The sequence below is a fragment of the Euzebyales bacterium genome, from assembly GCA_035461305.1.
In the GTDB taxonomy this organism is placed as follows: Bacteria; Actinomycetota; Nitriliruptoria; order Euzebyales; family JAHELV01; genus JAHELV01.
Genome location: DATHVN010000032.1, coordinates 1 through 26,354, shown reverse-complemented (window position 1 = coordinate 26,354; position 26,354 = coordinate 1). Strand labels below are relative to the sequence as shown.

General features: G+C 71.9%; 30 protein-coding genes. 13 read left to right on the top strand and 17 right to left on the bottom strand.

Going from position 1 to position 26,354, the window contains the following annotated elements; all coding sequences use genetic code 11:
* Window positions 1–176 precede the first annotated feature (176 nt).
* The 3 genes from VK923_02735 to VK923_02725 all read right to left on the bottom strand — a co-directional run bounded on the left by VK923_02735 (window position 177) and on the right by VK923_02725 (window position 2,187).
* Window positions 177–701 (bottom strand): GNAT family N-acetyltransferase, encoded by a 525-nt coding sequence (locus tag VK923_02735; protein ID HSJ43582.1) that lies wholly within the window; start codon window positions 699–701, stop codon window positions 177–179.
* A 133-nt stretch (window positions 702–834) separates the two neighbouring features.
* Entirely contained in the window at window positions 835–966 is a 132-nt protein-coding gene (locus VK923_02730; protein ID HSJ43581.1) for a hypothetical protein, read from the bottom strand.
* 195 nt (window positions 967–1,161) lie between these two features.
* Window positions 1,162–2,187, bottom strand: a complete 1,026-nt coding sequence (locus tag VK923_02725) for an LLM class F420-dependent oxidoreductase (protein ID HSJ43580.1) — start codon at window positions 2,185–2,187, stop codon at window positions 1,162–1,164.
* A 139-nt stretch (window positions 2,188–2,326) separates the two neighbouring features.
* On the opposite strand from VK923_02725, the gene VK923_02720 reads away from it, so the two are divergent.
* Window positions 2,327–2,899 (top strand): Maf family protein, encoded by a 573-nt coding sequence (locus VK923_02720; GenBank protein HSJ43579.1) that lies wholly within the window; start codon window positions 2,327–2,329, stop codon window positions 2,897–2,899.
* A 30-nt stretch (window positions 2,900–2,929) separates the two neighbouring features.
* Here VK923_02720 and VK923_02715 read toward each other — a convergent pair whose 3' ends face one another.
* The gene (locus VK923_02715) at window positions 2,930–3,442 is read right to left on the bottom strand and encodes a carbonic anhydrase (protein HSJ43578.1); all 513 of its coding nucleotides are present in this window, start codon (window positions 3,440–3,442) and stop codon (window positions 2,930–2,932) included.
* A gap of 95 nt (window positions 3,443–3,537) precedes the next feature.
* Between VK923_02715 and VK923_02710 the strand changes: the two genes are divergently transcribed.
* Complete coding sequence (locus VK923_02710) at window positions 3,538–4,272, top strand: CDP-alcohol phosphatidyltransferase family protein (protein HSJ43577.1); 735 nt, start codon at window positions 3,538–3,540, stop codon at window positions 4,270–4,272.
* 246 nt (window positions 4,273–4,518) lie between these two features.
* On the opposite strand, the gene crtI is transcribed toward VK923_02710, so the two are convergent.
* From crtI to VK923_02685, 5 genes are all read right to left on the bottom strand, one after another.
* Complete coding sequence (crtI, locus tag VK923_02705) at window positions 4,519–5,991, bottom strand: phytoene desaturase family protein (protein HSJ43576.1); 1,473 nt, start codon at window positions 5,989–5,991, stop codon at window positions 4,519–4,521.
* On the bottom strand, window positions 5,988–7,130 hold the full coding sequence (locus VK923_02700) for a glycosyltransferase family 2 protein (GenBank protein HSJ43575.1): 1,143 nt from the start codon (window positions 7,128–7,130) through the stop codon (window positions 5,988–5,990). The genes crtI and VK923_02700 overlap by 4 nt, the downstream gene beginning before the upstream one ends.
* A 148-nt stretch (window positions 7,131–7,278) precedes the next feature.
* Complete coding sequence (locus VK923_02695) at window positions 7,279–8,058, bottom strand: carotenoid biosynthesis protein (GenBank protein HSJ43574.1); 780 nt, start codon at window positions 8,056–8,058, stop codon at window positions 7,279–7,281.
* Window positions 8,055–9,590: an NAD(P)/FAD-dependent oxidoreductase gene (locus VK923_02690; GenBank protein ID HSJ43573.1), complete on the bottom strand. Its 1,536-nt coding sequence runs from the start codon at window positions 9,588–9,590 to the stop codon at window positions 8,055–8,057. The genes VK923_02695 and VK923_02690 overlap by 4 nt, the downstream gene beginning before the upstream one ends.
* Before the next feature lie 86 nt (window positions 9,591–9,676).
* The gene (locus tag VK923_02685) at window positions 9,677–10,387 is read right to left on the bottom strand and encodes a hypothetical protein (GenBank protein HSJ43572.1); all 711 of its coding nucleotides are present in this window, start codon (window positions 10,385–10,387) and stop codon (window positions 9,677–9,679) included.
* Window positions 10,388–10,850: 463 nt separating this feature from the next.
* On the opposite strand from VK923_02685, the gene VK923_02680 reads away from it, so the two are divergent.
* From VK923_02680 to VK923_02640, 9 genes are all read left to right on the top strand, one after another.
* A complete protein-coding gene (locus VK923_02680; protein ID HSJ43571.1) occupies window positions 10,851–10,994 on the top strand; it encodes a hypothetical protein in 144 nt (47 codons plus the stop codon).
* A gap of 107 nt (window positions 10,995–11,101) precedes the next feature.
* Window positions 11,102–11,485, top strand: a complete 384-nt coding sequence (locus VK923_02675; protein ID HSJ43570.1) for a response regulator — start codon at window positions 11,102–11,104, stop codon at window positions 11,483–11,485.
* Window positions 11,486–11,772: 287 nt separating this feature from the next.
* Window positions 11,773–11,985 carry a hypothetical protein gene (locus tag VK923_02670; GenBank protein HSJ43569.1) on the top strand — a complete coding sequence of 71 codons (213 nt, stop codon included), beginning with the start codon at window positions 11,773–11,775 and terminating at the stop codon, window positions 11,983–11,985.
* 8 nt (window positions 11,986–11,993) lie between these two features.
* Entirely contained in the window at window positions 11,994–12,242 is a 249-nt protein-coding gene (locus VK923_02665) for a hypothetical protein (GenBank protein HSJ43568.1), read from the top strand.
* The gene (locus tag VK923_02660) at window positions 12,134–12,559 is read left to right on the top strand and encodes an ATP-binding cassette domain-containing protein (GenBank protein ID HSJ43567.1); all 426 of its coding nucleotides are present in this window, start codon (window positions 12,134–12,136) and stop codon (window positions 12,557–12,559) included. Before VK923_02665 ends, VK923_02660 begins: the two co-directional genes overlap by 109 nt.
* Before the next feature lie 39 nt (window positions 12,560–12,598).
* Complete coding sequence (locus VK923_02655; protein HSJ43566.1) at window positions 12,599–13,351, top strand: ABC transporter permease; 753 nt, start codon at window positions 12,599–12,601, stop codon at window positions 13,349–13,351.
* Entirely contained in the window at window positions 13,270–14,100 is an 831-nt protein-coding gene (locus VK923_02650; GenBank protein ID HSJ43565.1) for an ABC transporter permease, read from the top strand. The genes VK923_02655 and VK923_02650 overlap by 82 nt, the downstream gene beginning before the upstream one ends.
* Complete coding sequence (locus VK923_02645; protein ID HSJ43564.1) at window positions 14,100–14,615, top strand: ABC transporter permease; 516 nt, start codon at window positions 14,100–14,102, stop codon at window positions 14,613–14,615. The genes VK923_02650 and VK923_02645 overlap by 1 nt, the downstream gene beginning before the upstream one ends.
* On the top strand, window positions 14,597–15,139 hold the full coding sequence (locus VK923_02640; protein HSJ43563.1) for an FtsX-like permease family protein: 543 nt from the start codon (window positions 14,597–14,599) through the stop codon (window positions 15,137–15,139). Before VK923_02645 ends, VK923_02640 begins: the two co-directional genes overlap by 19 nt.
* Window positions 15,140–15,270: 131 nt before the next feature.
* On the opposite strand, the gene VK923_02635 is transcribed toward VK923_02640, so the two are convergent.
* The 4 genes from VK923_02635 to VK923_02620 form a co-directional block, all read right to left on the bottom strand.
* A complete protein-coding gene (locus VK923_02635; protein ID HSJ43562.1) occupies window positions 15,271–16,176 on the bottom strand; it encodes a ribokinase in 906 nt (301 codons plus the stop codon).
* 303 nt (window positions 16,177–16,479) lie between these two features.
* Entirely contained in the window at window positions 16,480–17,316 is an 837-nt protein-coding gene (locus VK923_02630; protein HSJ43561.1) for a kelch repeat-containing protein, read from the bottom strand.
* Between the two features lie 243 nt (window positions 17,317–17,559).
* Entirely contained in the window at window positions 17,560–18,768 is a 1,209-nt protein-coding gene (locus tag VK923_02625; protein ID HSJ43560.1) for an ATP-binding cassette domain-containing protein, read from the bottom strand.
* Window positions 18,769–18,922: 154 nt separating this feature from the next.
* A complete protein-coding gene (locus VK923_02620) occupies window positions 18,923–19,957 on the bottom strand; it encodes a LacI family DNA-binding transcriptional regulator (GenBank protein HSJ43559.1) in 1,035 nt (344 codons plus the stop codon).
* A 174-nt stretch (window positions 19,958–20,131) separates the two neighbouring features.
* On the opposite strand from VK923_02620, the gene VK923_02615 reads away from it, so the two are divergent.
* Window positions 20,132–21,517, top strand: coding sequence for a glycoside hydrolase family 32 protein (locus VK923_02615; GenBank protein ID HSJ43558.1), 1,386 nt, complete (start codon window positions 20,132–20,134; stop codon window positions 21,515–21,517).
* Window positions 21,507–22,463 (top strand): methyltransferase domain-containing protein, encoded by a 957-nt coding sequence (locus VK923_02610; protein HSJ43557.1) that lies wholly within the window; start codon window positions 21,507–21,509, stop codon window positions 22,461–22,463. Before VK923_02615 ends, VK923_02610 begins: the two co-directional genes overlap by 11 nt.
* On the opposite strand, the gene VK923_02605 is transcribed toward VK923_02610, so the two are convergent.
* The 4 genes from VK923_02605 to VK923_02590 form a co-directional block, all read right to left on the bottom strand.
* The gene (locus VK923_02605; GenBank protein HSJ43556.1) at window positions 22,373–23,767 is read right to left on the bottom strand and encodes an NADP-dependent succinic semialdehyde dehydrogenase; all 1,395 of its coding nucleotides are present in this window, start codon (window positions 23,765–23,767) and stop codon (window positions 22,373–22,375) included. The two genes, VK923_02610 and VK923_02605, sit on opposite strands and share 91 nt — an antisense overlap.
* Before the next feature lie 364 nt (window positions 23,768–24,131).
* On the bottom strand, window positions 24,132–24,551 hold the full coding sequence (locus VK923_02600; GenBank protein HSJ43555.1) for a TSUP family transporter: 420 nt from the start codon (window positions 24,549–24,551) through the stop codon (window positions 24,132–24,134).
* 99 nt (window positions 24,552–24,650) lie between these two features.
* A complete protein-coding gene (locus VK923_02595) occupies window positions 24,651–24,839 on the bottom strand; it encodes a hypothetical protein (GenBank protein ID HSJ43554.1) in 189 nt (62 codons plus the stop codon).
* Between the two features lie 788 nt (window positions 24,840–25,627).
* Window positions 25,628–26,068, bottom strand: coding sequence for a hypothetical protein (locus VK923_02590; protein HSJ43553.1), 441 nt, complete (start codon window positions 26,066–26,068; stop codon window positions 25,628–25,630).
* Between the last annotated feature and the right edge of the window lie 286 nt (window positions 26,069–26,354).

The window sequence follows — 26,354 nt, the reverse complement described above, 5'->3', positions numbered from 1 at the left end:
ACGACCTTCGCCCGCAAGCTCGGCGAGGTACGCGGCGATGCCTCCCGCGCGTACTCGATCATCGACATGCCCCCGACGACGCGCCTCGTACCGCAGCTGTGCATCAGCCTCGTCCGGCCGCACGATCGTCGTCCGCTTCATGATGTGATCATCCTGCATGACGCATACGTGCCAGGTCAGTTGGGATCGGGCCTGTCGGCACGGAACATGCGTGACGTCGGTTCCTCCTCGGTGCCGTACCAAGGGTCGTTCCTGATCCCGAGGTCACGCATGCCGATCGCCAGCGCGATCTGGGCGGACCGCGTGTTGTGCGGCCACATGATCGCCCACACGCGCGCGACGCGCGCGGCGAAGGCGTGGTCGAGCACGCCCGCGGCGGCCTCACGCGCCAAGCCGCGGCCCACCGCGTCGGGATGCAGGTACCAGCCGATCTCGACCTCGTCGTCGTCGGGCAGGCGGTGCAGGCTGACCGCCCCGGCCGGCAGCGCGTCGCCGGCGGGCGCGATCGCCCAGGTCCCGCATGGCGGGTCCTCGCCGCGTTCCCGCGCCCACTGTGCGATGCGCGTCCGCGCCACGGCCGGCTCGGCCCAAGGCGTCGGATCGCTCAGCCACATCGCGACCTCCCGCCGGCTGCGGATGTCGAACAGCCGCGCGGCCTCGTCGGGCCGCCAGGGGCGCACCGCCAGGCGCGGCGTCGTCACGATGGCGTCGTCGTCGTGCGACGACGTGCGCCGAGCCGTGCCGTCCCTCCCGGTCACCACCCGCCAGCCTAGTGACCAGTGGTCGGCCCGCGTCAGACGCCGGTCGGGCGCGGTCCGGTCAGGAAGTCGGTGATCAGCGGTTGCACAGGTCGGGCTTCTCACCGAGCACACCGTGGCGGGCGCCGGGCACGATGGCCAGCTGGGCGTTGGGCAGGCCGTTGCGCAGCGCGAGCGTGTGGGCGAAGTGGATCTCGTCGGTCACCATCGCCGACCAGTACAAGCGCCGGGCCCGGGTAGCCGGACAGGTCGTCGACTGCCAGGGTCGGCTCCTCGCGGTGCATGCGGTCGAGCTTCCATCGTCGACCTCCCGGGCCGTCGTCGTCAGTGTGTCGGTCGCGGGCCGGGAACTCATCGCCGCCGAGCCTGGGATGCGTCCACGCCTGCGGGTCGGCCGTGGTTCCTACGCGATGGCGTCGCGCAGCGCCTGGACCACCTCTGGCTGGTCGGTGCCCAGGATCAGCGTGTCGACGTGGGAGGCCTTCCACGCCTCGACGCGGCCGATGATCCGGTCGATCGGCCCGACCAGACTGACCTCGTCGACCAGCGCGTCGGGCACGGCGGCGGCCGCCTCATCGCGCCGGCCGTCGAGGAACGCGTCCTGGATGGTCGCGGCGGACTGTTCGTAGCCGTAGCGCACCGCCAGGTCGTTGTAGAAGTTCTTCTCCCGCGAACCCATGCCGCCGATGTAGAGCGCCAACTGCGGCCGCAGCCGGTCGCGGCATGCATCGACGTCGTCGCCCGCGGCGACCATCACGGTCACTGCGATCCGGCAGCTTCCGGGCTCGCGTCCGCCGGCGTCGTAGCCAGCTTGCAGGTGCTCGGCGAAGGCGTCCTCGTGCTCGGGTGCGTAGAAGATCGGCATCCACCCGTCAGCGATCTCGGCGGCCAGCGCCACGTTGCGGGGACCGATCGCAGCCAGGTAGATCGGGATGCGATCGCGCACCGGGTGCATGATCGACTTCAGCGGCTTGCCGAGCCCCGTCGCGTCGGGCCCGTCGTAGGGGATCCGGTACTCGTCGCCGTGGAAGGCCAGCGGCTCGGCCCGCGCGATGGCGCGCCGCACGATCTCGACGTACTCCCGGGTGCGCGTCAGTGGTCGCCCGTACGGCACGCCGTGCCAGCCCTCGACGACCTGCGGCCCCGACACGCCCAGCCCCAGGATCACCCGCCCGCCCGACAGCGCGTCGAGGGTCATCGCGGTCATCGCCGTGTTCGCCGGCGTCCTGGCCGGCATCTGCAGGATCGCCGAGCCGAGCGCGATCCGCTCGGTCTGGCCCGCGAGGTAGGACAGCACCGTCACCGCGTCGGACCCGTAGGCCTCCGCCGCCCACACCGAGTCGACGCCGATGCGGTCCGCGAGCCTGACCAGCGGCAGGATGTCGCCCATCTGCGCCCCCGAGTAGCCGAGGTTGATGCCCAACTTCATGGTCAGCTCCGAACGGTGGACGGCGGTGGCGGACGACCCGCGGCGCCGTGGCGACCGACATGGTAGAAGCGGCTGACGGGTCCGGGTGCCGGGACGCTCCGGGTCAGACGGTCACGGGCAAGCGTGAGGAGGCCAGACGGTGACGCCACCACTGATCCTGGCGTCGGCCTCGCCGCGGCGGCGTCAGCTGCTGGGACGCCTGGGGCTCGCCTTCGACATCGAGGAGAGCCATGTGGACGAGGCGGTCCGCGGGCCGCTGCCCGTCACTGCACTGGTGCGCGACCTCGCGCTGCGCATGGCGCGGGCGGTCGCCGGCACCCACATGACCGGCATCGTGATCGCGGCCGACACCGAGGTGGCCGTCGACGGGATCGTCCTGGGCAAGCCGACTGACGCCGCCGACGCCGCGCGCATGCTGCAGCGACTGTGTGGCCGGAGCCACACCGTGGCGACGGGTGTGGCGGTCGTCAACATCGACGCCGGCACGGAGCGCGCCGCGGTCGCGGTCACGCGCGTGACGATGCACGCCTACACCGACGAGCAGATCGCGGCCTACGTCGCCTCGCGCGAGCCGCTGGACAAACCCGGGGCCTACGCGATCCAGGGCGGCGGCGGTGCGTTGGTCATGGCGATCGAGGGACGGCTCGACACGGTCGCCGGCCTGCCGCTGGACCTCGTCGCGGACCTCCTCGGCGTGGACCCGCCGGTGTGACGCCGGCCGTGACGAGGCCCGCCACCACGCTCAGCCCTCGTCGACGGTGCACAGCGCGCCGGTCCGCACGTCGTAGACGTAGCCGCTGACCGCGATGTCGGCCGACGCCAGCGCCGACCGCAACGTGGCGACGTCCTCGCGCACGCTGGCGTCGAGGTCGTCGAACGCGCCGATCCACAGGTTCCCCACGTCGATGCCTCGATCGGCGAGGTCCCCGCGGACCTGGTCGTCGGTTGTCGCTCCGAGGGCGCAGTCGGTGTGGTGGATGACGACCACCTCGCGCGTGTCCGTCAGCGCCGACGACAGGACCAGCGAGCGCAGGGCGTCGTCGGAGACTCGGCCCCCCGCGTTGCGCATCACATGGGCGTCGCCCAGCTCGAGTCCCAGCAGCCGCATCGGATCGACCCGGGCATCCATGCACGTCAGCACGAACAGACGGCGCGCGGGCCGCTTGGGCAGGTCGCCGTCGCTGAACTCGTGGGCGTACGCCCGGTTGGCATCGAGCCATGACCGCGCGCCGCCGCCCTCCTGAGGTCCCGTCATACCGGGAAGCCTAGACGACGCACGCGGCCCGCAGCGCAGTGCGAGCCTCACCGCACCCTGGCACGTCCAGTCGCGGCGACACCTACGATTCAGGCATGTACGTGGCCGCCCTCGTCGTGTCGATCGTTGTGATGGTCGCGGTCACCGTGCTCTCGCGCAGGCTGCCGACCGAGCCGGTGCCCGACCTCGACACGTATCTGGACCGCTGGAGCGCCACGCACGAGGGCTACGACGCGCGTCCTACGCGGCTGCTGCGCGGCTGGCTGACGCTGATGCACGCCGCCGCACGCCCGCTCGCGACCGTCGGGGTGCTGCCCAACGTGCTGACCGCGTGGGCGGTCTGGCTGGCGCTCGGCGTCGTCGCGCTCGCCGGGCTCGGCGGCTTGTGGGCGGTGGCGGGCGCGCTGCTGCTGGTCGTCAGCGGGTTCGGCGACGGCCTCGACGGAGCGGTCGCTGTGCTGACCGACCGCGCGACCCGGTGGGGGTACGTGCTGGACTCGGTAGCCGACCGCCTCACCGACACGCTGTTTCTGACCGCGGCATGGGCGGTCGGCGCGCCGGCGTGGCTGGCCGTCACGACCGGCGTCGCGATGTTCCTCCTCGAGTACCTGCGTGCACGGGCCGGCAACGCCGGCGCCGATCCCGCCGCCGTGATCACGGTGGGCGAGCGGCCCTCGCGCGTCATCTGCTGCGCGATCGCACTCGCGCTCGCGGGCTCCGCCCCGGACCGTGCCGCCGAGCTCGCCGGCTGGTCGATCGCGGTCCTGATGGTGCTGACGTTGGTCGGCATCGCGCAACTGGTCGTCGCGCTGCGCCGCGAGCTGCGCTGACCTGGCGTCCGGCCGGTGACCCTCAGCGGTCCGACGGCTGACGGGCCGACACGAGCAGTTCCACGGCGGAGTCCACCAGCCGTGCCCACCGGTCCCCCCGGGTCGTTGCTCACTTGCAGCGTCGCGAGGCCATGAACACCACCCCGTCCACAGGTCCCGGACGGGACGGGAGGTCGGCGGCGTGCAGCACCGTCGTGAGCCGGCCGACCGCCTCGTGTGCGAGCGTGCGTGACGCCGCGGACGCTGTCAGCCGCCGATGAGGTTCGCGGTGATCTCCGCGGACTTCAGGACCAACGGCAGGCCGCCACCGGGGTGCGCGGAGCCGCCGACGAGGTACAGGCCCTCGATCGGTCCGCGGTTGGCTGGGCGCATGGCGGCCGCGCGCCAGCCGTTGGACGACGTGCCGTAGATGGCGCCGCCGATCGCACCGGTGCGCCGGGCCAGGTCGGCCGGGCTGATCCACGCCGAGGTCCGGATGCGGTGGCGGACGTCGATGCCGCGCTTGGCCATCAGGTCGATGACGTGCTCGGCGTAGCGGGCCGACCTGTCGCCGGCGTCCCAGTCGACCGGACCCTGGCGCGCGGCGTTGACCAGCACGAACCAAGCCTCGCTGCCGTCGGGCGCCGTCGTCGCGTCGTCCGGCACCGACACGTAGATGGTCGGGTCGGCCACCGGCTGGGGATCCGAACCGAAGATCGCGTCGAACTCCGCGTCGTAGTCGGCGCTGAACAGCACCGAGTGGTGCGCCAGGTCGGGGGTCGTGCCGTCGAGCCCGAGCAGCACGACGAAGCCCGACAGCGAGGGCTCGGCCCGCTCGAGCTCCCGGCGCCACTTCGGCGCGCCGGGGTGCTCCAGCAGCCGCCCGTACAGCGTGCGCGCCTCGGTGTTGGCGATCACGATGTCGGCGGGCGCCCGCGTGCCATCGGCCAGCGTGATGCCGGTCACCCGGTCGCCGCTGGTCGCGACGGCGTCGACGCGCGCCGACGTGTGGACGTTTCCGCCGTGCGCGACGATGCGCTCGGCGAGCACCTCGGCGATGCGGTGCAGCCCGCCGTCGACATACCAGGCACCGGTCGTCTGCTCGAGCCACGGGATGGTCGCGAGGACCGCCGGCGCCCTGCGGGGGTCCGACCCGGTGTAGGTCGCGTAGCGCTCCAGGAACTGCTGTTGGTGCGGGTGGTGCAGGTACTGCTGCCCGATGCCGCGCAACGAGCGGTGCGGGGCGATCTTCTGCAGGTCGGTCAGGCGGCGCGCCTGGTTGACCAGCCCCGTCACGCCGTGCTGCGGCTGCGACAGGATCGGGCCCTCGATCGCGTCCCACATGCGCCCGGCGCGGTCCATCAGGCGGGTCCACGCGGCGCCGGTTCCCAACCCGAGCGCGGTGTCGAACGACCGGCGCATCCGGTCGCGTTCGCCGTAGGCATCCAGGATGGCGCCGTCCGGGTAGTGGTAGCGGGCGATCGGCTCGACCCGCTCGAGGTCGACCGGTGCGCCGCCGTCCGCGGGGGCGGTGGCCTCGAGGACGTCGTGCAGCACCTGCGGCCACGTGAGCAGGGACGGCCCCGTGTCGAATCGGAAGCCGTCCTGCTCGTGCAATCCGAGCTTGCCCCCGACCACGTCGGCCTGCTCATACACCTGCACGTCGTAGCCGCGAGCCGCGAGCCTGGCGCCGCAAGCCAGCCCGCCGACCCCGGCGCCCACCACGGTTATGCGGGTCATGTCCGCCTCTTCGTCTCTCGCCTGCTGCTGCGTGCGGGGCCGTCCGCGATCGGCCGTCCGCGCCACTCCAGAGTGCCGCGTCGGTGGCCGACGACGCTGCGACCCGTCAGCCAGAGCAGCGCAATGACCGACAGCGGGTGCGCCGCCGCGTCCGCCGTCCGGCCAGCCGTCCGCCGTGCCGTGACCGTGCGGCCGGCCACGCCCAGCGCGTAGCCGAGCGCGGCGACCCGGGCGGTCGAGCGGTCGCCGCGGCGCAGCGCGCGCGCCGCGGCGGCGACAGGGTGAATGTACAACCAGGCGAGCAGCGCGGTCACGGCCGCGGCGCCCGCCGGTGACCCGAACGCCGACCACAGGCTCTTGGTGTAGCCGGCGACCAGTGCACGGTCGTCGCGATACATGTGGCAGGTGGCCAGCGTCGTGCCGTCGGCGACTCCTGCACGCAGCCCGGCGCGCTTGGCTGCGCGCGCCAGCGCGATGTCCTCCAGCACCCGGCCGCGGACCGCGGTGTGGCCGCCGATCTTGGCGTAGGTGGCCGCGGTGCACGCCAGGATCTGGCCGTTGGCCGCGGTCAGCGACGGACGCGGCGACGTCTCGGCGACGCGCAGCGGCAGGAATGTCAGCCACGACCACTGCAGCAGCGGCTGGACCAGTCGCGCGAGCGGGTTCTCGGCGACCTGGCGCGGGTAGGGGCAGGCCACGTCGAGGCCGTCGTCGAGCAGGCTGACCGTGGCGGCCACCGCGTGCGGTGTGAGCACGACGTCGGCGTCGACGAATAGCAGGACCTCGCCGTCGGCGGCCTCGGCCAGCCGGGCGCAGGCCCAGGTCTTGCCGAGCCAGCCAGCCGGCGTGGGGTCGCCCGTGAGCAGCCGCAGCCGTGGGTCGCCGCCGGCCACGCGCTGGACGACGTCGGCGGTCCCATCGGTCGAGCCGTCGTCGAGCACGAGCACCTGCAGGTCGTCCCAGTCACTGTCGAGCACTGCCCGCACGCAGGGACCGATCCGGTCGGCCTCGTCCCGCGCGGGGATCAGAACGCTGACGGGTCGGGTCGGCTGCCGGCGCGTCGGCGGCCGGCGCAGCAGCCGGGCGTTGACGACCGTGTGCGCCAGCAGCGCGGCGGTCGCCGTTACCCCGGCGCGCAATGCCCGTTGGGGGCGCGTGTCAGCCGGGGCCCGCCCACGCGGTCGTGGCAGTCGGTGCCGGTGTGCCGGCGCTGGCCGCCACGCTCGCCCGGCCGTGGCAGCTGGTGCCGGTGTGCCGGCACGGGTCACCACGCCGGCGCCACGCCCGTCATCGCAGCGCGCGGACCAGGGCGAGCACGACGAGACCCATGCCGATGCCGCCGACCAGTGCCGAGACCGGCAGGCCGAAGAACACCGCGTGGGCCATCACCGACGACGCCCAGGTCCACCCATACAGCCCCAGCGGAACCCGGTCGTCGGCGACGGCAGCCTCCGGCGCCGTCAGGGCGCGCAGCGTCGCCATCATCACGGTGGCGACGACGAACCAGGCCAGGTAGTTGGTGACCGGGATGCCGGCCAGCGCCACCCCGGTGGTCTGCCACTCCCAGTGGCCGGCTTGCACCATCTGCGGGTCCAGGAACAGGTCCCACGACGCAAGGGCCCACCCGCCGACGATCGCCGCGCGCGCCGGACCGCCGCCGATGACCTGGCTGATGACGTAGGCGGGGTAGGCCATCATCGTCCACGCCAGCGCCACGACCACCGGTACCCCCAGCAGCTGCGCGCCCAGAGAATCCAGGTAGTGGTACTCGCCGAACGGCAGGCCGGTCGACACGCCGATCACCTCGATCGCCAGGCCGCCGAGCGCGGTCGTCGCGAACAGCGCGACCGCGAAGCCCACGCCGCGCCACACCAGCGCATGGGTCAGCGACGCGACCGCGAAGCATACGACGATCAGTACCGTCAGGCGGTCGCGTGCCGGTCCCTGGGGCACGAGCGGGTAGACGATCTGCAGCGCGACGACGGTGACGGCCAGCGCGACCGGGACCACGCGCGCCACGGCCGCCGAGGCGAGGCCCCGGTCCAGCGACTCCTCAGCGTGGCTCATGCCCATGGACGCCACCACCGCCGTCGCCGGTCGGCCAGCAGCACGCGCGCGGCCGAACGGCCGCTCGCGCCGAACACCCCGCCACCGGGATGGGTCGACGCGCCGGTGAGGTAGAGCCCGTCGATCGGCGTGCGGTAGCCCGACAGCTCGTGCGTCGGACGCCACGAGAACATCTGCGCCAGGTTCATCTCGAGGTGCATCACGTTGCCGCGGCGCAGCCCGAGCTCGCGCTCGAGCTCGACGGGCGTCTGCACGTGCATGTGCTCGACGCTGTCGGCGAACCCGGGCGCGGCGCGGTCGACGGCCTCGACCAGCTTGCGGCCCTCCCGCTCGGCGATGTCATCCCACCGTTCGCCGTTGGCGAGCTCGTAGGCGTGCCACTGCGCCCAGATCGTGATGTTCTGCCTGCCTGGAGGCGCGATCGTGTCGTCGAACGCCGAGAACGTCATCACCAGCGGGATCGGCTCGGCGGGTGGACGACCCAGCAGGTAGTCGGCCCATGCCGCGCGCAGCGCGTGCCGTGACGGCGCCAGCAGCTGCATGCCGCCCCACGCCTCGGGTCCCGTCGCCGATGGGTATCGGGGCAGCGACGTCGCGCCGACCCGCACGACCATGCCGATGCCGTTGCCTACGTTGACGCGGTGCGCGGTGTCGCCCAGCCCGTTGCCGCCGAGCAGGTCGACGGTCTCGAGGATGTGGCAGCCGGCGACGACCGTGCGGCAGCGGATGCGGTCCCCTTCGGCGGTCTGCACGGCGTGCACGCCGGACGCGCCGACCTCCACGTGGGTCGCGGCGTCGCCGAGTCGCAGGGTCCCGCCGTCGGACTCGAAACGGCGGGCCAGCGCGACCGACAGCATGCCCGACCCGCCCGTCGGATGGCCGGGCGGCAGGCGGTGCATCACCATGTTCCAGGCGACGAGCTCGGCGGTGGCCGGCTGATGCGTCGGCGGTCCCGACTGTGCGCCCATCCACGCCAGCGCGGTCTTGAGCCGCTCGTCGCGGAAGTGCAGGTCGAGCAGCTCGTCGCCCGACAACAGGAACTGACGCCCCAGCTCGATCGACGGCTCCCGCGACAGCCGGCCGATGCCGGCGAGGTTGCGCACCAGGTGCCGTCCCGTCGGCGGCTGCTGGAACGCGTCGAACACCTTGAGGTTGTAGGCCGACCAGGAACTCGCGAACGCGTGGTAGGCGTCGGCGTCGGCATCGCCGCACACCTTGGCGATCGACTGGCACGCCCGGTCGAGGTCGACGTGCAGGGCGATCGCCTCGTCGCCGAACGGGGCGTAGCCCCACGGGTCGAGGTCCTGGTAGACCAGTCCGTGCGCGGCCAGGTCGAGGTCCTCGACGATGCCGGTGTGGCGCACCATGATGTGGGCGCTCGAGCCGACGTCCATCAGGTAGCCGGGGAAGCGCTCGACGGTCGACACCGCACCGCCGACGACGTCGCGACGCTCGACGACCTCGACGTCGAGGCCCTCGCGGGCCAGGTAGCAGGCAGCGACCAGCGCGTTGTGACCCGCTCCGATGACCACCACGTCTCGCACGGGCGCCAATACTACGGTGCACACGCGCGTCAGGGTCCGACGAGCGGCCACGCGTTACACTGCCGGCCACCGAGCTACACGCGGAAGCCGGCCAGGGGGTCGGCGCCGAAGATCGTGCCGCCGTGGTGGGCGACGGCGAAGCGCGCGAACAACTCCTCAGCGTACCAGCGTTCGCTGGTGCTGCGCCGGATGACGTCGCGGTGGGGAGCCGCCCGGTAGGCGAAGGCCTGCATCGCGGTGGGGGAGTCCCACAGGCTGAACGTGCCCTGCAGCCCCAGCGGCGCCTCGCCGACGCCCAGCCGCAGGCGCAGGCCGTCCGCGCGGTCGAGGTCGGCGGTCACCGCGGCCACCGAGCGCCAGAACCGGGGCGCCCGTGACAAGCGCAGCCGGGCGCGGGTCAGCGCGGCCACGGGGCCGGTCGCCCGCTGCCCGTCTGACGCGCCGAACGGCTGGCGCCGCGACCACGACCCCGACACGCGCAGCGTGCGCAGCAGTGCCCACCAGTGCTCATCGGCGAGGCGACGCCAGCCGCCGACCACGTCGTGGCGCGTGGAGAAGTCCGCGGCGTGGTCCTCCGTCGGCCAGACCGTGAGCACACCCCAGCGGCGCAGGTCGGCGTCGCGCGCGTCGAACGTGCGCCCGTCGCCGGTGCCCAGCAGCTTCCAGAAGACCGGGTCGGCGCGGCGCAGCCGCTGGCGGTCGGTCGCCATCCGGCCGACCGCGCGTGGCACGGCCGACAGTGGCACAGTGAACAGGTCGACGCGGGTCACCGGTGAGGTCGGCATGGACGGCCAGCATGGCACGCGCGGCGTCGTACCCGCGGAGGACGTACGGATCCTCACAGCGACGGATGCCGGCGACGGCGGGTCGGCGGTAGCGTCACGGTGTGCACCGCATCGATGCCGTGGTCAGCTGGTTCCGGGCGCGTCCCCCGCGGGTCGCGGACGCGGTGGAGGCGCGCTGTCGTGATGCTGGCCGAGCTGACCTTGGTGCGCGTGCTGGCGTCGGTCGACCTCCTCGGCGAACGGGCGGCCCCGAACCCGTGGCCATGCTGGTCGTCGTCTCGGGCACGGTCCCGCTGGTCGCGCGCAGGATCGCGCCGGCCGTCGTCCTCGCCATCGTGGGTGCGGTTGCGATCCTCGAGGGTCTGCAGCGCCTCCCCACGGGGGGCATCGCGCTGCTGATCGCCCTTGTACTCCGTGGCGGCGCACCGGTCCCCGACGCGAGGCGCTGCAGACCCTCGGCGTCATGCTGCTCGGAACGCTCGTCGCGGTGACCGTGACCGGCAGCCCGCAGTACATCATCTCGAATGTCGTCATCTGCCCTGCCGCCGCGGCGCTCGATGACCGTAGCAGGGTCGCCCGTGAACGGGCAGAGGCGCTCGAGGAGTGAGCACGCAAGCTCGATCGTGAGCGTGGAGAACGCGAGCGCCTTGCCGTCGCGGGGAGCGGGCCCGCATCGCCTGGGAGCGGCACCACGTCGCCGCCAACGGCGTCGCGGTGATCGCCGTGCAGGAGGCGCTGACCAACACGCTGCGCCACGCCGGGCGCACGAAGGCGCACGTCCGCCTCGCCGTCCGACGGCGTGGTGTCCGGGTCATCGTCGTCGACGAGGGTCCTGCGGCGGACGTCGTCGGTGAGGCGGCGGACGGCGAGGCGGCCGTCGACCTCGCACGCACGACCCGGCCCGACGTCGTGCTGATGGACATCAGGATGCCCGGCACCGACGGCATCGACGCCACTCGGTGCCTCGCGGGCGCCGCCGCCGTCGACCCGGTCAAGGTGCTGATCCTGACGACCTTCGACGCCGCGAGCTGGTGTACGCGGCCCTGCGTGCTGGCGCAGGCGGCTTCCAGCTCAAGGACACGCCGGCGCCCGAGCTGATCCACGCCGCGCGCCGCGCCGCTGACCGGCCGTGGTCGCGTGCCGTTCAGGGTTGTCCCCGAGCGCCATCTCGGGGTCGTGCCGGGGGACAGGGGTGGCACCCGACAGACCGTTGCCGGGCGCGCTCCTAGTGTCGGGATCGTCATCGGTGCCACCGCCGACGGACCACTGCGGTTCCGATGTCCACCGCATGGTGGGTCCACAGATCATCCGCCACGCCGATGACACCGAGCGGTGCCGCCGTGACACTGCCACGCACGACACGGACGTAGGACAAGGAGCCCGGCATGTCATCGCCCCACCCAACCGTCGCTGCTGGCGACACGGTCGCGACCATCGAGCACGACGATCAACGGTTCGCAGCGCGCTGCGTGGACCTGGTCAAGCAGTACGGGGAGGGGCCGACGGCGGTGTGCGCCCTCGACAGCGTGACCGTCGGCTTCCCGCGCGGCGCGTTCACCGCCGTCATGGGTCCGTCCGGCTCGGCAAGTCCACGCTGATGCACTGCATGGCCGCGCTCGACGCGCCGACGTCGGGCACCGTGCTGATCGGCGACACGGACGCCACCGCGCTGAAGGACCGCGAGCTGACCGTCCTGCGCCGTGACCGCGTCGGGTTCGTGTTCCAGTCGTTCAACCTCCTGCGACCCTGTCGGCGGCGGAGAACATCATCCTCCCGCAACGCCTCGGCGGTCGCGCGCCCGACCGGTCGTGGCTCGACACGGTGGTGCGCGCGCTCGGCGTCGGTGACCGGCTGACCCACCGCCCCGCCGAGCTGTCTGGCGGCCAGCAGCAGCGGGTCGCCGTCGGGCGGGCCCTGGCCGGACGTCCCGAGATCGTGTTCGCCGATGAGCCGACCGGCAACCTCGACTCGACCAGCGGTGCCGAGCTGCTGGGCTTCATGCGGCGCTCTGTCGACGAGTTCGACCAGACCGTCGTGATGGTCACCCACGATTCCGTGGCCGCCGGCTACGCCGACGCCGTGATCTTCCTGGTTGACGGCCGCGTCGTCGACGAGATGCACGCGCCCACCTCGGACCGGGTGCTCGACCACATGAAGCGCCTGGGGGGCTGACTGCTCATGTGTCCTACCGCTTCGCTTGCTTGAGGCCTGATGATGTGGCGTGCAACCCTTTCGAGCCTGCTCGCGCACAAGGTGCGACTGACCCTGACCACCCTGGCCATCGTGGTCGGTGTCGCGTTCGTCACCGGCACCCTGATCTACACCGACACGACCCGCTCGACGTTCGACTCGGTGTTCGGCCAGGTCACCGGCAGCGTGGACTTCAGCGTCCGCGGCATCTCACAGCTCGACAACGCGGAGGGCGGCGACCAGTTCGAGGTCCCTCGTCCCGGCGTGCCGCCGGACGTCGCCGACCGCGCCGCCGCCGTTGACGGTGTCGCCGCCGTCGAGCGCAACGTCGAGGGTGTCATCGGCCTGCTCGGCGCCGACGGCCAGCCGCTCGGCAGCGGCCAGGGCCCGCCGGCGCTCGGCTTCAACGCGCCCACGGTCGACGACCTGTCGCCGACCGAGCTGCGCGACGGCCGGTATCCGACGGCGGCCGACGAAGTCGCCCTCGACGCGGCGACAGCCGCCGGCAACGGCTACGCCGTCGGTGACACCGTCCGGATCGCCGTCGACGGTCCATCGAGGAGTACGAGGTCGTCGGCGCCTTCGGCTTCGGCGACGGTGTCGACAGCCTCGCCGGTGCGTCGGTCACCCTGTTCGACCCCGACACCGCGTTCGAGCTGCTCGCCGACGACGGCGGCTACGCCAGCGTCGACGTGCTCGCCGCCGACGGCGCGCGCCTCGACGACGTCCGGGACGCCGTGGCCGCTGCAGCCGGCGCCGACTACGAGCTCGTGACCGGCGACCAGCTCGCCGGCGAGGCCCAGGAGGCGACCGACACGATCCTTGGCTTCCTGGGCAGCGCGCTGCTCGTCTTCGCCGGCGTGTCGCTGCTCGTCGGAGCGTTCCTGATCAACAATACGTTCGCGATCATCGTCGCACAGCGCTCCCGCGAGCTTGCGGTGCTGCGTGCCGTCGGCGCCAGCCGTGCGCAGGTGCTGGGGTCGGTGCTGCTCGAGGCCCTCGTCGTCGGCACGTTCGCCTCAGTCGTCGGCGTCGGAACGGGCGTGCTGGTCGCCATGGCGCTACAGCAGCTGCTCGTGGCGTTCGGGATCGAGATCCCGGCCGGTGACCTCGTGGTCGCGGTACGGACGATCGGGATCGGCCTGACGGTCGGCATCGTGGTCACGCTGCTGTCGGCCGTGCTGCCGGCGGTCCGGGCGCTGAAGGTACCACCGGTCGCGGCCATGCAGGCGGTCGCGATCGGCGATCAGCAGGGCAGCGGCAGGCTCCGTACCGTCCTCGGCGTGCTGCTGACCGCCGCCGGCCTGGGCCTGCTGGGCGCCGGGCTGTTCGGCGAGGCGCCGTTCGCCGTCGTCCTCGGTGGTGCGGTCGCGCTGCTGCTCGGCGCCGCCCTGCTCGCCGGGTTCGTCGCGCGGCCGCTGCTGCGGATCGTCGGCTGGCCGCTGGCGCGCCTGGGCATCCGCGGCGCGCTCGCGCAGGAGAACGCCATCCGCAGCGCACGGCGTCGACGGCCTCGGCCCTGATGATCGGCCTGGGGCTGGTCACGTTCGCCCTGATCTTCGGCGCGTCCCTGCGCGACTCGGCGACCGCGACGATCGACGAGCAGTCCGTGTCTGACCTGCAGGTGCGCACGACGAACGTCGAGAGCTTCCCCGCAGAGGTCGACGACGCGGTCAGCGCGCTGCCCGAGGTCGCGTCGTCCGCCGACATGCGCAACGGACAGATCGCCGTGCGCGGACGTGTCGGCATCGCCGCAGCGATCGAGCCCGACGAGCTGACGACGGCGTTCGCGTTCGACACGCTCGACGGCTCGTTGGACGACTTCGCGCAAGGTGGCCTGGTCATCAGCGACGACGCCGCGGAGCGGCTCGACGTCGGTGCCGGCGACACGCTGCCCGTCACCTTCGCGACCGGCGGCGAGCGGGGCCTGCCGATCCGCGCCGTCATAGACGGAGGCGGGCTCGACGTCGACTACCTCATCGACGAGGAGACCATGCTGGCCAACGGCCCGACGACGGCGTGTTCAGCCTGTACGTGACGGTCGCCGACGGCGTCGACGTCGGCCAGGCCCGCACCGCCATCGAGGGCGTCACCGACGAGTACGCGGCATTGACCGCGCAGGACAGCACGGAGTACAAGGAGGAGCTCGCCGGCCGGGTCGACCAGATCCTCGGGTTGGTCTCCGCACTGCTCGGCCTGTCGATCCTGATCGCGCTGTTCGGCATCATCAACACGCTGAGCCTGAGCGTGCTCGAGCGGGTCCGCGAGCTGGGCCTGCTGCGGGCGGTCGGCGCCACGCGCCGCCAGGTCCGGTCGATCGTGCGGTGGGAGTCGGTGCTGATCGCAGTGCTCGGCGCGATGTTCGGCATCACCGTCGGCGCGGTGTTCGGCTGGATGTCGGTCCAGGCGCTGGCGGACCAGGGCGTGTCGACGTTCGCGTTTCCCGTCGGCCAGATCGCGCTGGCGGTGCTGGCCGCGGCCGTCGTCGGCACCCTGGCGGCGGTCATGCCGGCACGCCGCGCCGCCCGGGTCGACGTGCTGCGCGCACTCGCGGCGATCTGACCGGTCCACGGGCCGGCCGGCCCAGGCTCACCGGCCGGCCCGTGCCCTGTCGCACTGGGCCGTGGCCGTTGCACACGTCGTCGCATCCGCCGGTGGTGCACCATCCCGTGGAGCGACGCAGGTCGGGGCAGTCAGGCCGAGGCCGGGACCAGCAGCGCCTCGGCCTGGGCGCGCGTCGGCAAGCTCGGCTCCGCACCGATCACCGTCGACGAGTACGCTCCGGCCGCGTTGGCCAGCCGCACCGCGTCCTCGAGGCTGGTGTCCTCTGCGATGGAGATCGCGAGCGCCGCGTTGAAGCTGGAACCGGCCCCCGTGGTGTCGCTCGCATCGACGACAGGCGGCCGGGCGCTGCCCTCGCCGTCGTCGTCGGCCCACGCGGCACCCCCGGCGCCCATGGTCACCACGGCCGCTCGACCCTCGGTGTGGAGCAGTCGCGCGAGCTCGAGGCCGTCGACGTCGGCGTCGACACCCAGCAGGCGCCGAGCGTCGTGCTGGTTCATCGCGATGACGGTCGGCACCTCGAGCAGCGAGTCGGTCAACTCCTCGACCGGTGTGGGGTTGAGCATCACGTGACCACCGCGGCCACGGATGATCCGCGCCGCATGGCACGACGTCGCGGCGCTGACCTCGCCCTGCAGCAGGAGGACGTCGCAGTCGGGAAGGTCGGCGCAGTGCGCCGCGGCCAGCAGCCGGTTCGCACCCGGGTACTGCACGTAGCCGACCGCACCGTCCGGCGTGATCAGCGGCACCGCGACCGCGGTAGGGGTGCCACGCAGCTGCACCACCCTGCTGGCGTCGACGTTCTCGTGTTCGAGCGCTGCGAGGAACGCGTCGCCGTACGGGTCGCGCCCCACCGCGCCGATCATGCACACCTCGGCGCCCATCCGCGCCAGCGCCACCGCGTGGTTGTAGCCCTTGCCGCCACGGAACCGAGCGAAATCGGACGCGATCACAACATCACCGGGTCCGGGGCGGACATCGACCGTAAAGGCCAGGTCCATCACCAGCGAACCCACGACGACGGCCCGAACGGCCATCTCTCATCTCCTACGAGGACGTGAACACCGGTCACCCTGGCCGGTCACCGCTCATGCTACTCCCACTCCGACGTCAAACGGAAAGGGTTTTCATGTGAGTCCCATGCAACACAGCGTGAGCGGGTCAGCGGACGCGGTAGACCGCACCGGCCGGATCGAACCCGCCCCACGTCACGATGGTGGATCCCGTCCACGCTGCAGGCCGGGGCGCCCCGTCGGTGACGGGTGAGCCCGCGAAGCGCGTCCACCGCGCGGACCGCAGTTCGAGGTGCGCACCCACGCCGGTCAGCCGGTTCCACACGATCAGCCCGTCGCCGACCCACAGGCCGTCGACCTGCGGCGACGCCGGCAGGGGTGGTGGTTCGGCGCGACGCCACCCGCTGCCGTCGTCGGCGGCCGCGTAGCCACGCGCTCCGGGCACGCCCACACCGACGAGCCCGGCACAGTCGCCTTCCACCGTGCCGAGCAGGCGTGCGAGCGGCCGGTCTCCCAGGCCGGGTCAGACGGCGGCCGCCCGCCAACGGGCGTCGCGGCGGCGCAGGTCAAGTTGGGCCGCCGCAGGCGGCCGTCCGAACGAGGCACGGTGTGGACGACGACGCGGCCGGAGTCGGCGAGGACGACATCGTCGTCGGACATGGGCACCGGTGGGTCCGGCAGGCGGCGCCACCGACGGTCGGCGTGCTCGAACCGGAACATCGCGGGCGGGGCTTCGGCGTCGCGGCGGTGCCTGCTCAGCACCACCACGCCGTCACCGGTGCCGACCACCTGGGCGGTGACGATGTGGCCATCCGGCAGGGGCGGTGGTGGCAGGGTGCTCCACGCGCCACGGTCCGGATCGAAGACCCGCGTCGCCGTGGCCGACACGATGAACACGTCCGCGCCGGACCAGGCGACGAACGACGCGGTGGCGTTCACGCCGGCGAGAGGCGGCAGGAGCTCCCACGTCCCGGTTGCCGGATCGAACAGCGCGCCGTCGTTCAACGGCAGGCCGGCGACGTCGAAGCCACCCCACACGAACACCGCGTGCCCGCCCCAGACCATGGCATGCCCGACCCGCGGCGTGAGGCGAACGGCGGGCATGAACCGCCACAGCCCCGGCTGGGGACGGGGCCACACGTCCTCGGTCGGCACGGTCGACACCACGGCATCGTCGGTCGCGCGTTCGACCCCGAACGTGGGGCGCGGGCGCGCGGGCGTCGCGGAGCACCGCGAACGCGCCGCCCATGACCACGGCGGCCACGACCGCAGCCAGCCCGGCCGCGCGTCTACGCCGCGACGGCGGCCGTGCCGCCTCCCAGTCATCCACCACGACGTGCGGCCCGCACCCACCGGGTGCGGGCCGCGATGCTCCGGCTCGTCGGTCGCCCTACGGCTGCGCGATGGTCAGCGCAGCGCCTCGCCGGACTGCGTGTCGAAGAAGTGCAGGTAGTCGGTGCGGAACCCGATGTCGACGAGGTCGTCGACCTTGGGTGGGTTGCCGGGCCCGAAGCGGCCCGTGAAGTGCTGGCCGCCCTCGCGGCCCTGCCGCTGCAGCTCGGCGAACGCATCCTCGTCGTCGATGGCCTCGCGCATGTCCTCGGTCACGATCGGCGGCGCGGATGTGCCGAAGTGGACCAGCATCTCGGCGCCGAGCTGCTCGACGAGGGTGACGCGGCGATCCGGCCACACGATGGTTCTCGGGGTCTCGCCGTCAGCAGGGAAGAAGTGCTCGGGCCGCATGCCGAGCGCGATGTTCCGGCCCTCGTAGTCCTGCACCTTCGGATAGCGATCGATGGCGCCGTCGTTCACGTCGAGCACGGCCGGCTCATCACCGGTGCCGATCGCCACCTTGTACTGGCCGTTCTCCTTGTAGAACTTCGCCTCGGCGAAGTTCATGGCCGGTGAGCCCATGAACCCGCCGACGAACAGGTTGTCGGGGTTGTCGTACAGGTGCTGCGGTGAGTCGGCCTGCATCAGCTCACCGCGCTTGAGCACCGCGACCCTGTCGCCCATGGTCATGGCCTCGACCTGGTCGTGGGTCACGTAGAGCGTGGTCACGCCGAGCTTGTTCTGGAGTTCGGCGATCTGTGTGCGCATCGCCACCCGCAGCTTGGCGTCGAGGTTCGACAGCGGCTCGTCCATCAGGAACGCCTGCGGCTCGCGGACGATCGCGCGACCCATCGCCACGCGCTGGCGCTGGCCACCAGACAGCGCCTTGGGCTTGCGGTGCAGGTACTCGATGAGGTCGAGTGTCTCGGCCGCCTCCTTGACCCGCTTGTCGATCTCGTCCGCCGGGACCTTCGCGAGCTTCAGCGCAAAGCCCATGTTCTCCGCGACGGTCATGTGCGGGTACAGCGCGTAGGACTGGAAGACCATCGCGATGTCACGCTCTTTGGGCGTCAGGTTGTTGACGACCCTGTCGCCGATGATCATCTGACCCTCGGAGATCTCCTCGAGCCCGGCGCACATCCGGAGCGCGGTCGACTTGCCACACCCCGACGGGCCCACGAGAATCATGAACTCCCCGTCCTCGATGTCGAGGCTGAGGTCCTTCACAGCCTCCGTGCCGTCCGGAAAGCGCTTGTACACGCTGTCATACACGACTCTGGCCATGGTCTCTCACACCTCGCTGTCGAGTTCACTGGTGGCGTCCGCGCGCCTCGGCAACCGCCGGGCGGCCGGCGCATCCTGCATCATCGCGGGCCAACGCCCGGACCGCAAGGGTTTACAGGCCTGGGGCGACACGAGGCCACTGCCGTGGCGCGCGTCAACCGGCGCGTGAGCTGATGCTGTGGTCGGGTCCCGTGGTCGAGCGCACCACCAGTCGCGTGGGCATCACCACGCTGGTGACCTCGGCGCCGTCGGTGCGGGCGTCGTCGCGCATCAGGTCGAGCAGCAGCGTCGCCGCCGTCTCGCCCTGCTGCATCGCCGGCTGGGCGATCGTCGTCAGATCCATGTACGCCGCCATGTCATGGTCGTCGAAGCCAACGATCGACACGTCGCCGGGCACCCGCAACCCGGCGTCACGCACCGTCTTGAGCGCGCCGATCGCCATCTCGTCGGACTCCGCGAACACCGCGGTGGGCGGGCGGTCCACGCCGAGCAGCTGCGCCATGGCCTCCGCTCCGCCCTGGAGGGCGAAGTTGCCCGGGACGATGTGCTCCTCGCGGATCTCGATGCCGGCCTCGGCCAGGGCCCGCTCGTAGCCCTCGCGGCGCTGCACCGGCGCGGCGAACTCCAGCGCCTGCGGCGGCAGGTGGCTGATCAGGCCAACGCGCCGGTGGCCCAGGTTGACGAGGTGACGGGTCGCGGTGGCGGCGGCCTCGACGTTGTCGATCGTCACCGATGGCGCACACGTGGAGCTGACGCCGACGGTCACGACGGGCCCTCGGTCGCACATGCGTTCGATCTCGTCGCCGGTGACGGGCAGGTCGACCAGGATCAGGCCGTCCACCCGCTTGCTGAACGCCGTGTCGTCGACGAACCGGCGCATCGTGGACGTGTCCGGGACGCCGTACAGCAGGATGTCGTAACCGTTTGCCGCCAGGACGCCCTCGGCGCCCGCGACGACCTGGGTGAAGAACCACTGGGTCAGCAACGGCACCGCCATGCCGACCGTCATCGTGCGTCCGGCGGCCAGGCGGGACGCGTGCGGATGGGCGACGTACTGCAGCTCCGCGGCGGCCTTGAGCACCCGGTCCCGCGTCGAGGGAGACACGTTGGGAAGGCCACGAATCGCCCGGCTGACGGTCGCGACCGACACTCCAGCGAGCTGCGCGACGTCACCGATGCTCGCGTTCACGTGGTCGCTCCACTCATGCCGGGGCGTCAATGAGCGTAAGTCCACACTCCGCGTACATCAATGGGTCACCATCAGCCCGATGTGGTCGCATGGCGCTGACCCGTGGTAGAAGCGATTTCATCCCATCCGTGAGGCTGGGACGACGGATGTGCGGCAGGGGAGGAGCAGGAGCCGGTGGAGCATCGACCGCTGCTGCACTACGAGCCGCCGTCCGGATGGCTCAACGACCCCAACGGGCTGGTGTTCCACGACGGCGAGTGGCACCTGTGCTACCAGCACCACCCCCACTCGCTCGACTGGGGCCCCATGCACTGGGGTCATGCTGTCAGCACCGACCTCATGGCCTGGCGCGACCTGCCGATCGCGCTGTACCCCGACGACAACGGCACCGTCTATTCCGGCTGTGCGGTCATCGACCGACGGGGCACGGCGGGCTTCGGCCCGGGCGCCATGGTCGCGATCTACACTCAGTTCACGCCCGCCACGCAGGTCCAGAGCATCGCCGGGTCCACCGACGGTGGACGGACGTGGCAGGCGCATCCCGGTAACCCGGTGCTGCGCCAGCCCGACGGTGTGGTGGACTTCCGCGATCCCAAGGTCAGCTGGTTCGGCGAACCCGACGACGGTCACTGGTCTATGGTCCTGGCCGCTGGCGCCGGAGCCCGCTTCTACGCGTCGCGCGACCTGGTGACGTGGGAGCCCACCGGCGCCTTCGTGCCGGCGCAAGACCGGCCCCACGGCGTCTGGGAGACGCCCGATCTGTTCGCACCGCCCGTCGACGGTCCGCCCCACGAGCGGTGGGTGTTGACGGTCGGTGTGCTCGAGCATGGCCCGGCGGGCGGGTCCGGCACCCGCTACTGGACGGGCGGCTTCGACGGGGCGACCTTCACGCCCGACGGAGTCGCGCGCTGGGCGGACCACGGCGCTGACTTCTACGCCGCCCAGTCGTGGTCCGACGTGGCCGACGGCCGCCGCATCTGGATCGCGTGGATGAGCAACTGGATGTACGCCGCGCAGGTGCCGGCGACCGCGGCACGGGGGCAGCTGACACTGCCGCGCCAGGTGCGCCTCGCCGCCGACGGCGCCGGTGGCTGGGTGCTCGCGCAGCGCCCGGTCGACGAGCTCTCCCGTCACCTCGGGGAATCCCGCGCCCTCGACGCGACCGCCGTCCCACTGCGCACCGGCGCCGCCCGGGTCCGGCTGCGGTCGCACGCCGACGGCGGGGGGCGGTCGGTGGTCACGGTCACCGCCCGGGACGCCCACGCGCAGCTGATCCACGACGCCGCGGCCGGGACCGTGACGCTGGACCGCACCGGCGCAGCCGGCATCGGGCAGGGCTTCGCCGGGGTGCACACTGCGGCGGTGACGTCCGGAGACGTCGTCGACCTCGACGTCGTGATCGACCGGTCGTCGATCGAGGTGTTCGCCGACGACGGACGCGCCTGCCTGACCGATCTCGTCGTCGGCCTGGCCGGCGACGGGCCCGTCGAGGTCGGCGTTGCCGGTGACGCGGTGGTCGACGCCGAGCTGTCTCACGCCGAGCCCGCCGATGCTGGCTGACGTCGTCGGGCTGCTCGCGTGCCCCCACTGCGGGGGGCCGCTGGTGCTTGACGGTCGGACTGTGCGCTGCGGCGGCGGCCACGCGTTCGACGTCGCCCGGCAGGGCTACGTCAACCTGCTGCGGGGCGACGCTCGGACCGGCACGGCCGACACCGCCGCGATGGTCGCGGCGCGGCAGGCGTTCTTCGACGCCGGACACTTCGCGCCGCTCAGCGCCACAGTGGCGGCCGCCGCCGTGGCCCTCGCACCCCCGGCGGGCTGCGTGCTCGACCTGGGCGCCGGCACCGGCCACCACCTCGCGGCGGTGCTCGACGCGCTACCCGACCGCGCGGGCCTGGCGCTGGACCTGTCCAAGCACGCGGCGCGCAGGGCCGCGCGGGCACATCCGCGGATCGGTGCGGTCGTCACCGACGCGTGGTCGCGGCTGCCGGTGCGCGACGGTGTCGCTGCGCTCGTGCTGTCGGTCTTCGCGCCTCGCGACGGCGCCGAGATGGCGCGGGTGCTCGCACCGGGCGGTGCCGCGATCGTCGTGACTCCCACCCCCGACCACCTGCGCGACCTCGTCGATGCGCTCGACCTGCTGACCGTCGACGAGCACAAGCCGCAGCGGCTGGCCCGCACGCTGGAGGGCCACCTGGTCCCCGAGGGCGCCGACATCCACCGCCATCCGCTGGCGCTGGACCACGACGCCGTCGCAGCGCTCGTCGCGATGGGGCCAAGCGCCCATCACGTCGACGCGGACAGGCTGCGCGGGCGGATAGCCGCGCTGCCGCAGCCGGTGCGGACCGCCGCCGAGGTCAGGGTGGCCCGCTACCGCCGGGCGCCCGACGCTGACGCCGGGACGTGCGCGGTGGGTCAGCTCGACGATGGCCCGGGCTCGCCGACCCACACGGTCTTGGCGTTGCAGAACTCGCGGATGCCCAGGTGGGACAGCTCGCGCCCGTAGCCGGACGTGCCGATCCCGCCGAACGGCAGGCTCGGGAACGACGTGGTCATGCCGTTGACGAAGACCATTCCGGCGTCGAGGTCGCGCGCGAACGCCTCCTGCTCGGCCGGGTCGTTGGTCCAGGCGTTCGAGCCCAGACCGAAGGGGACGGCGTTGGCCAGCGCGACCGCGTCGTCGTAGGCCGCGACCTCGAACAGCCCGGCCACCGGGCCGAAAACCTCGTCGTCGTACATCGCTGTGCCCTCGGGTACGTCGGTCACGACCGTCGCCGGGTACCACCAGCCGGGCCGCTCGGGCGGCTCGCCGCCGAGCAGCACCTTCGCGCCCGCCTCAACCGCCTCGGTCACGGCGGCCGCCACGTCGCGGCGACCCTGCTCCGTCGCCAGCGGGCCGATGTCGGTGCCGTCGTCCATCGGGTCGCCCAGCGTCTGGGCGGCCATCTGCTCGACGAACAGGTCCGTGAACTCGTCGTAGACGTCGGCGTGGACGATGAAGCGCTTCGCCGCGATGCAGCTCTGGCCGTTGTTCTGGCACCGCGCCGTCGTCGCGACCTTGGCTGCCTCCCCCAGGTCGGCGCTGGGCATGACCACGAACGGGTCCGAGCCACCGAGCTCGAGCACCGTCTTCTTGAGGTGGCGGCCGGCGGACGTGGCGACGGCGCGCCCCGCGCCCTCGCTGCCGGTCACCGTCGCCGCGCGGATCCGGCGGTCGCCGATCACGCCGCCGATGCGGTCGCTGCCGACGAACAGGTGCTGGAACGCGCCCTCCGGGAAGCCGGCGCGCGCGAACAGTCCACCCAGGTACTCCGCGGTCTGTGGCACGTTCGACGCGTGCTTGAGCACGCCCGTGTTGCCGGCCATCAACGCCGGCGCGGCGAAGCGGATCGCCTGCCAGATGGGGAAGTTCCACGGCATGATCGCCAGCACCGCTCCCAGCGGCTGCCAGATCGTCATCGCCCTGCGGGCGTTGACCGGCTCGGCGTAGTAGTCGATCGAGGTCAGGAACTCCTCGGCGTGGTCGGCGAAGAAGCGCATGCCGTTGGCCGACTTGTGCACCTCGGCGTTCGCCGCAGCGAGGGTCTTGCCCATCTCGGTGGTCATCATCCTCGCGGTCGACTCGACGTCGTCGTCCAGCAGGTCGGCCGCCGCGCGCATCCAGTCGGCACGGTCATCGAACGTCGTGCTGCGCAACTGGTGGTAGGCGTCCATGGCCGCCGTCAGGCGTCGGTCGAGCTCGGCGTCGTCGTGGTCGTCGTAGGTCTTGAGCGTCTCCCCGCTGACGGGGCTGATGGTTGCGTAAGCCATGGACGAAGTGTTCCCCCGTGCGCCCCGGTCAAAAGGCGCAGGTCAGCCGAGCACGAGTTAGATCGCAGCCAGGACCAGCAGCGCGAGGATGACGCGCTCGAAGACCGTGGCCGGGACCCGCTGAACCAGCCAGCGTCCGGCGGCGACACCGGGCCAGATCAGGATCGCGAACCGGCGCGACGCGCACCATGCTGGCGTCCCGCAGCCCGGCCGCCATGTAGCCCGGGGACCTTCAGCCAGTTGATCACGAAGAACAGCACCGCTGTCGTCGCGACGAACGTGACCGGCGATGTCTGCGCCGCCAGCAGATAGATCGCGATGGGCGGACCACCGGCGTGGGCGACGGTGGACGTGACGCCGCTCGTCAGGCCGGCGGTGACGGCCAGCCCCGTGCGGGCGTGCAGCCGGGCGCGGCGCAGCTTGGGCTCTGCGAGGCGGTAGACACGAACGCCACGCTGAGCACGGCCAGGAAGATCTCGATGCCGCGGTCGGACGTCTGCCGCAGAAACAGGCTCGCGACGACGACGCCGGCCGTCGCGGCCGGGAGCAGGCGCGCGACGATGTGACGGTCCCAGTCCGCGCGGTGGACCCAGACAGCGGCGAGGTCGCCGATCATCAGCAGGGGCAGCAGCACACCGATCGCGTGCGAGGGCGTGACGATCACGGCGACGAGGATCGTGATCAGCGGTCCGATGCCGCCGCCGACGCCGCCCTTGGACAACCCGATCAGGAACGCGGCGGCGCCGATGACGGCGACCACGAGTGGGGTGAGCTCCAACGACACGGCGGCACGGTACCCGCTGCGTGAAGATGCGGCGGGATGTACGCACGGTTGCGGGCGCGTCGCTGCCCGGTCGCCCGGAGGCGGTGGCCGACGTTGCCGTCAGTCCGACCGCAGCACCACCAGGCAGGCGACGAGGGTCGCCACCACGACGGCCAGGTCCCCCGCGTGGATGCCGTGGCCGGCCGCACCGAGCAGCATCGGGCCCTCGAAGGGCCAGTGGCCCACGACGAGGGCGAGCGAGAGGCCCAGGATGTAGGCGGCGACAGCGACGCGGATCAGGACGGGCATCACGCTCCACCTTGCCGCACGTCGTCGCCCGCCGCCGGACAGCCGTGACGCCGGGTGCCCCGGCACGAATCGAACCTGCGACTCCCGACTTGGGAGGCCTGTGCTGACCGCCAGCTTCATGCCTCCGACCTGCGCATTCACCTCATCGTGCCGTCGGCGTGCACGGAGGTGCCCCGAGCGACTCGCGCAGCGAGGCGTTCGACGCCTCAGCGAATGCCTGGTCCTGCGGCGGGAACAGATGCCCCCACACGTCGTATGTGACGTGGATCGACGAGTGGCCCAGCCGTCCCTGACCGTCAGCGGGGTGCGGGCTGTCAGTGCGCCGCCAACGCCGCGGCGGTGTCACGCACCTCCTGAAATGACGAGGCCTGTCCACAGCGCGACCGGTGACGCGTTCTCGGGGGGAAGCCTGCCAGACCGGATCTTCGACGGCGTCAGGTGAACGTCAGACTGCTACCGGGAACACGCGAGCGTCGCACTTGAGGAACCCTGACTCTCCAGCTCCCTCAGCTCGGTGGCTTGCTGATCCGGCTGCAGCCATCTCCTCAGGATCTCCGCCAGTGGCCATTCCCGCGCCGGCCGGACGACCTGGATGCCGACTAGTTCGCCGCGGCTGCCACCGTCATCTTTAGCCGCGTCCGCCAGCGGCATATCTCGACACAGCCAGATGCTACCCGGTTGGCCCGGGTGGCCGCGGCTGGGCCGGGCATCGCGATCTTATGTCATTTTCAGCGATATAGTTTAGTCTCGATCCGCGCGTGTGGCGGGGGTCGAGAGGACGGGAGCGTTCACAGTCTGTCCGTCGGCATCGGCACCGTTTGCCGCTCAGGCACTGTCCGGAGTCTCATGCTCTTGAAGCTCGAGTCGTTCACCAACAGCTCCACGCTGTAGTTGCCAAACGAGGGGAAAACCACCGAGAAGTTGAGCGCCGCGCCTGCCTGGGCTTTCCAGCCTGGGGGCAGGTCGTCTCTACACTCGGGCGTGACAGTGGTGATGTCGCGTACAAGCTGACGCCCGTCCTCGTCTTGCACAAGCAGCTCGAACTTGTGTGGTCGTCCGCACTCCCCGCGTGTGAACTCGAGCAGTATGGCGACGCCTATCTGCCGTCCGAACGGCTCCGTGTCGCCAACGATCGTGTCAATTCCCGCGGCGATGATGTGGCATACGCCGCTCGCGGGGTCAATGCGGGCGTAGTCGCACAGCACCGCATAATTCAATGAGGGCATCATGTCCCCTAGCACTTTGGGGGTCGCCGATGGTGGGCCATGGCCTCACCCTGAGCACGAATCGTCACGCCAAGTGTTGAAGATCGCGGAACGCTGAGCCCCAACGCGTACGCCGAGGGGCTCCACGTCCTGCACTGTCAGCCAACAAGTTGCCATAGCAGCCGTCCGGTCACGACGCCGCCTCGAGCGGGCGACGTGCTCTGCCAACGAACACAACCGCGTAATGATTTCCTTGTCAAGGGACAGCGAATCTTGTCGTGTCGCGACGCCGAATCATGTCGGTCGTCCC

What these genes read in the sequence shown, in the direction of transcription:
- VK923_02730 (HSJ43581.1), bottom strand. Translation starts at nt 966, where the DNA reads ATGGTGACCGACGAGATCCACTTCGCCCACACGCTCGCGCTGCGCAAC.
- VK923_02725 (HSJ43580.1), bottom strand. Translation starts at nt 2,187, where the DNA reads ATGAAGTTGGGCATCAACCTCGGCTACTCGGGGGCGCAGATGGGCGAC.
- VK923_02715 (HSJ43578.1), bottom strand. Translation starts at nt 3,442, where the DNA reads ATGACGGGACCTCAGGAGGGCGGCGGCGCGCGGTCATGGCTCGATGCC.
- VK923_02710 (HSJ43577.1), top strand. Translation starts at nt 3,538, where the DNA reads ATGTACGTGGCCGCCCTCGTCGTGTCGATCGTTGTGATGGTCGCGGTC.
- crtI (HSJ43576.1), bottom strand. Translation starts at nt 5,991, where the DNA reads ATGACCCGCATAACCGTGGTGGGCGCCGGGGTCGGCGGGCTGGCTTGC.
- VK923_02695 (HSJ43574.1), bottom strand. Translation starts at nt 8,058, where the DNA reads ATGAGCCACGCTGAGGAGTCGCTGGACCGGGGCCTCGCCTCGGCGGCC.
- VK923_02685 (HSJ43572.1), bottom strand. Translation starts at nt 10,387, where the DNA reads ATGCCGACCTCACCGGTGACCCGCGTCGACCTGTTCACTGTGCCACTG.
- VK923_02680 (HSJ43571.1), top strand. Translation starts at nt 10,851, where the DNA reads ATGCTGCTCGGAACGCTCGTCGCGGTGACCGTGACCGGCAGCCCGCAG.
- VK923_02670 (HSJ43569.1), top strand. Translation starts at nt 11,773, where the DNA reads ATGTCATCGCCCCACCCAACCGTCGCTGCTGGCGACACGGTCGCGACC.
- VK923_02665 (HSJ43568.1), top strand. Translation starts at nt 11,994, where the DNA reads ATGGCCGCGCTCGACGCGCCGACGTCGGGCACCGTGCTGATCGGCGAC.
- VK923_02655 (HSJ43566.1), top strand. Translation starts at nt 12,599, where the DNA reads ATGATGTGGCGTGCAACCCTTTCGAGCCTGCTCGCGCACAAGGTGCGA.
- VK923_02645 (HSJ43564.1), top strand. Translation starts at nt 14,100, where the DNA reads ATGATCGGCCTGGGGCTGGTCACGTTCGCCCTGATCTTCGGCGCGTCC.
- VK923_02635 (HSJ43562.1), bottom strand. Translation starts at nt 16,176, where the DNA reads ATGGCCGTTCGGGCCGTCGTCGTGGGTTCGCTGGTGATGGACCTGGCC.
- VK923_02625 (HSJ43560.1), bottom strand. Translation starts at nt 18,768, where the DNA reads ATGGCCAGAGTCGTGTATGACAGCGTGTACAAGCGCTTTCCGGACGGC.
- VK923_02610 (HSJ43557.1), top strand. Translation starts at nt 21,507, where the DNA reads ATGCTGGCTGACGTCGTCGGGCTGCTCGCGTGCCCCCACTGCGGGGGG.
- VK923_02605 (HSJ43556.1), bottom strand. Translation starts at nt 23,767, where the DNA reads ATGGCTTACGCAACCATCAGCCCCGTCAGCGGGGAGACGCTCAAGACC.
- VK923_02595 (HSJ43554.1), bottom strand. Translation starts at nt 24,839, where the DNA reads ATGCCCGTCCTGATCCGCGTCGCTGTCGCCGCCTACATCCTGGGCCTC.
- VK923_02590 (HSJ43553.1), bottom strand. Translation starts at nt 26,068, where the DNA reads ATGATGCCCTCATTGAATTATGCGGTGCTGTGCGACTACGCCCGCATT.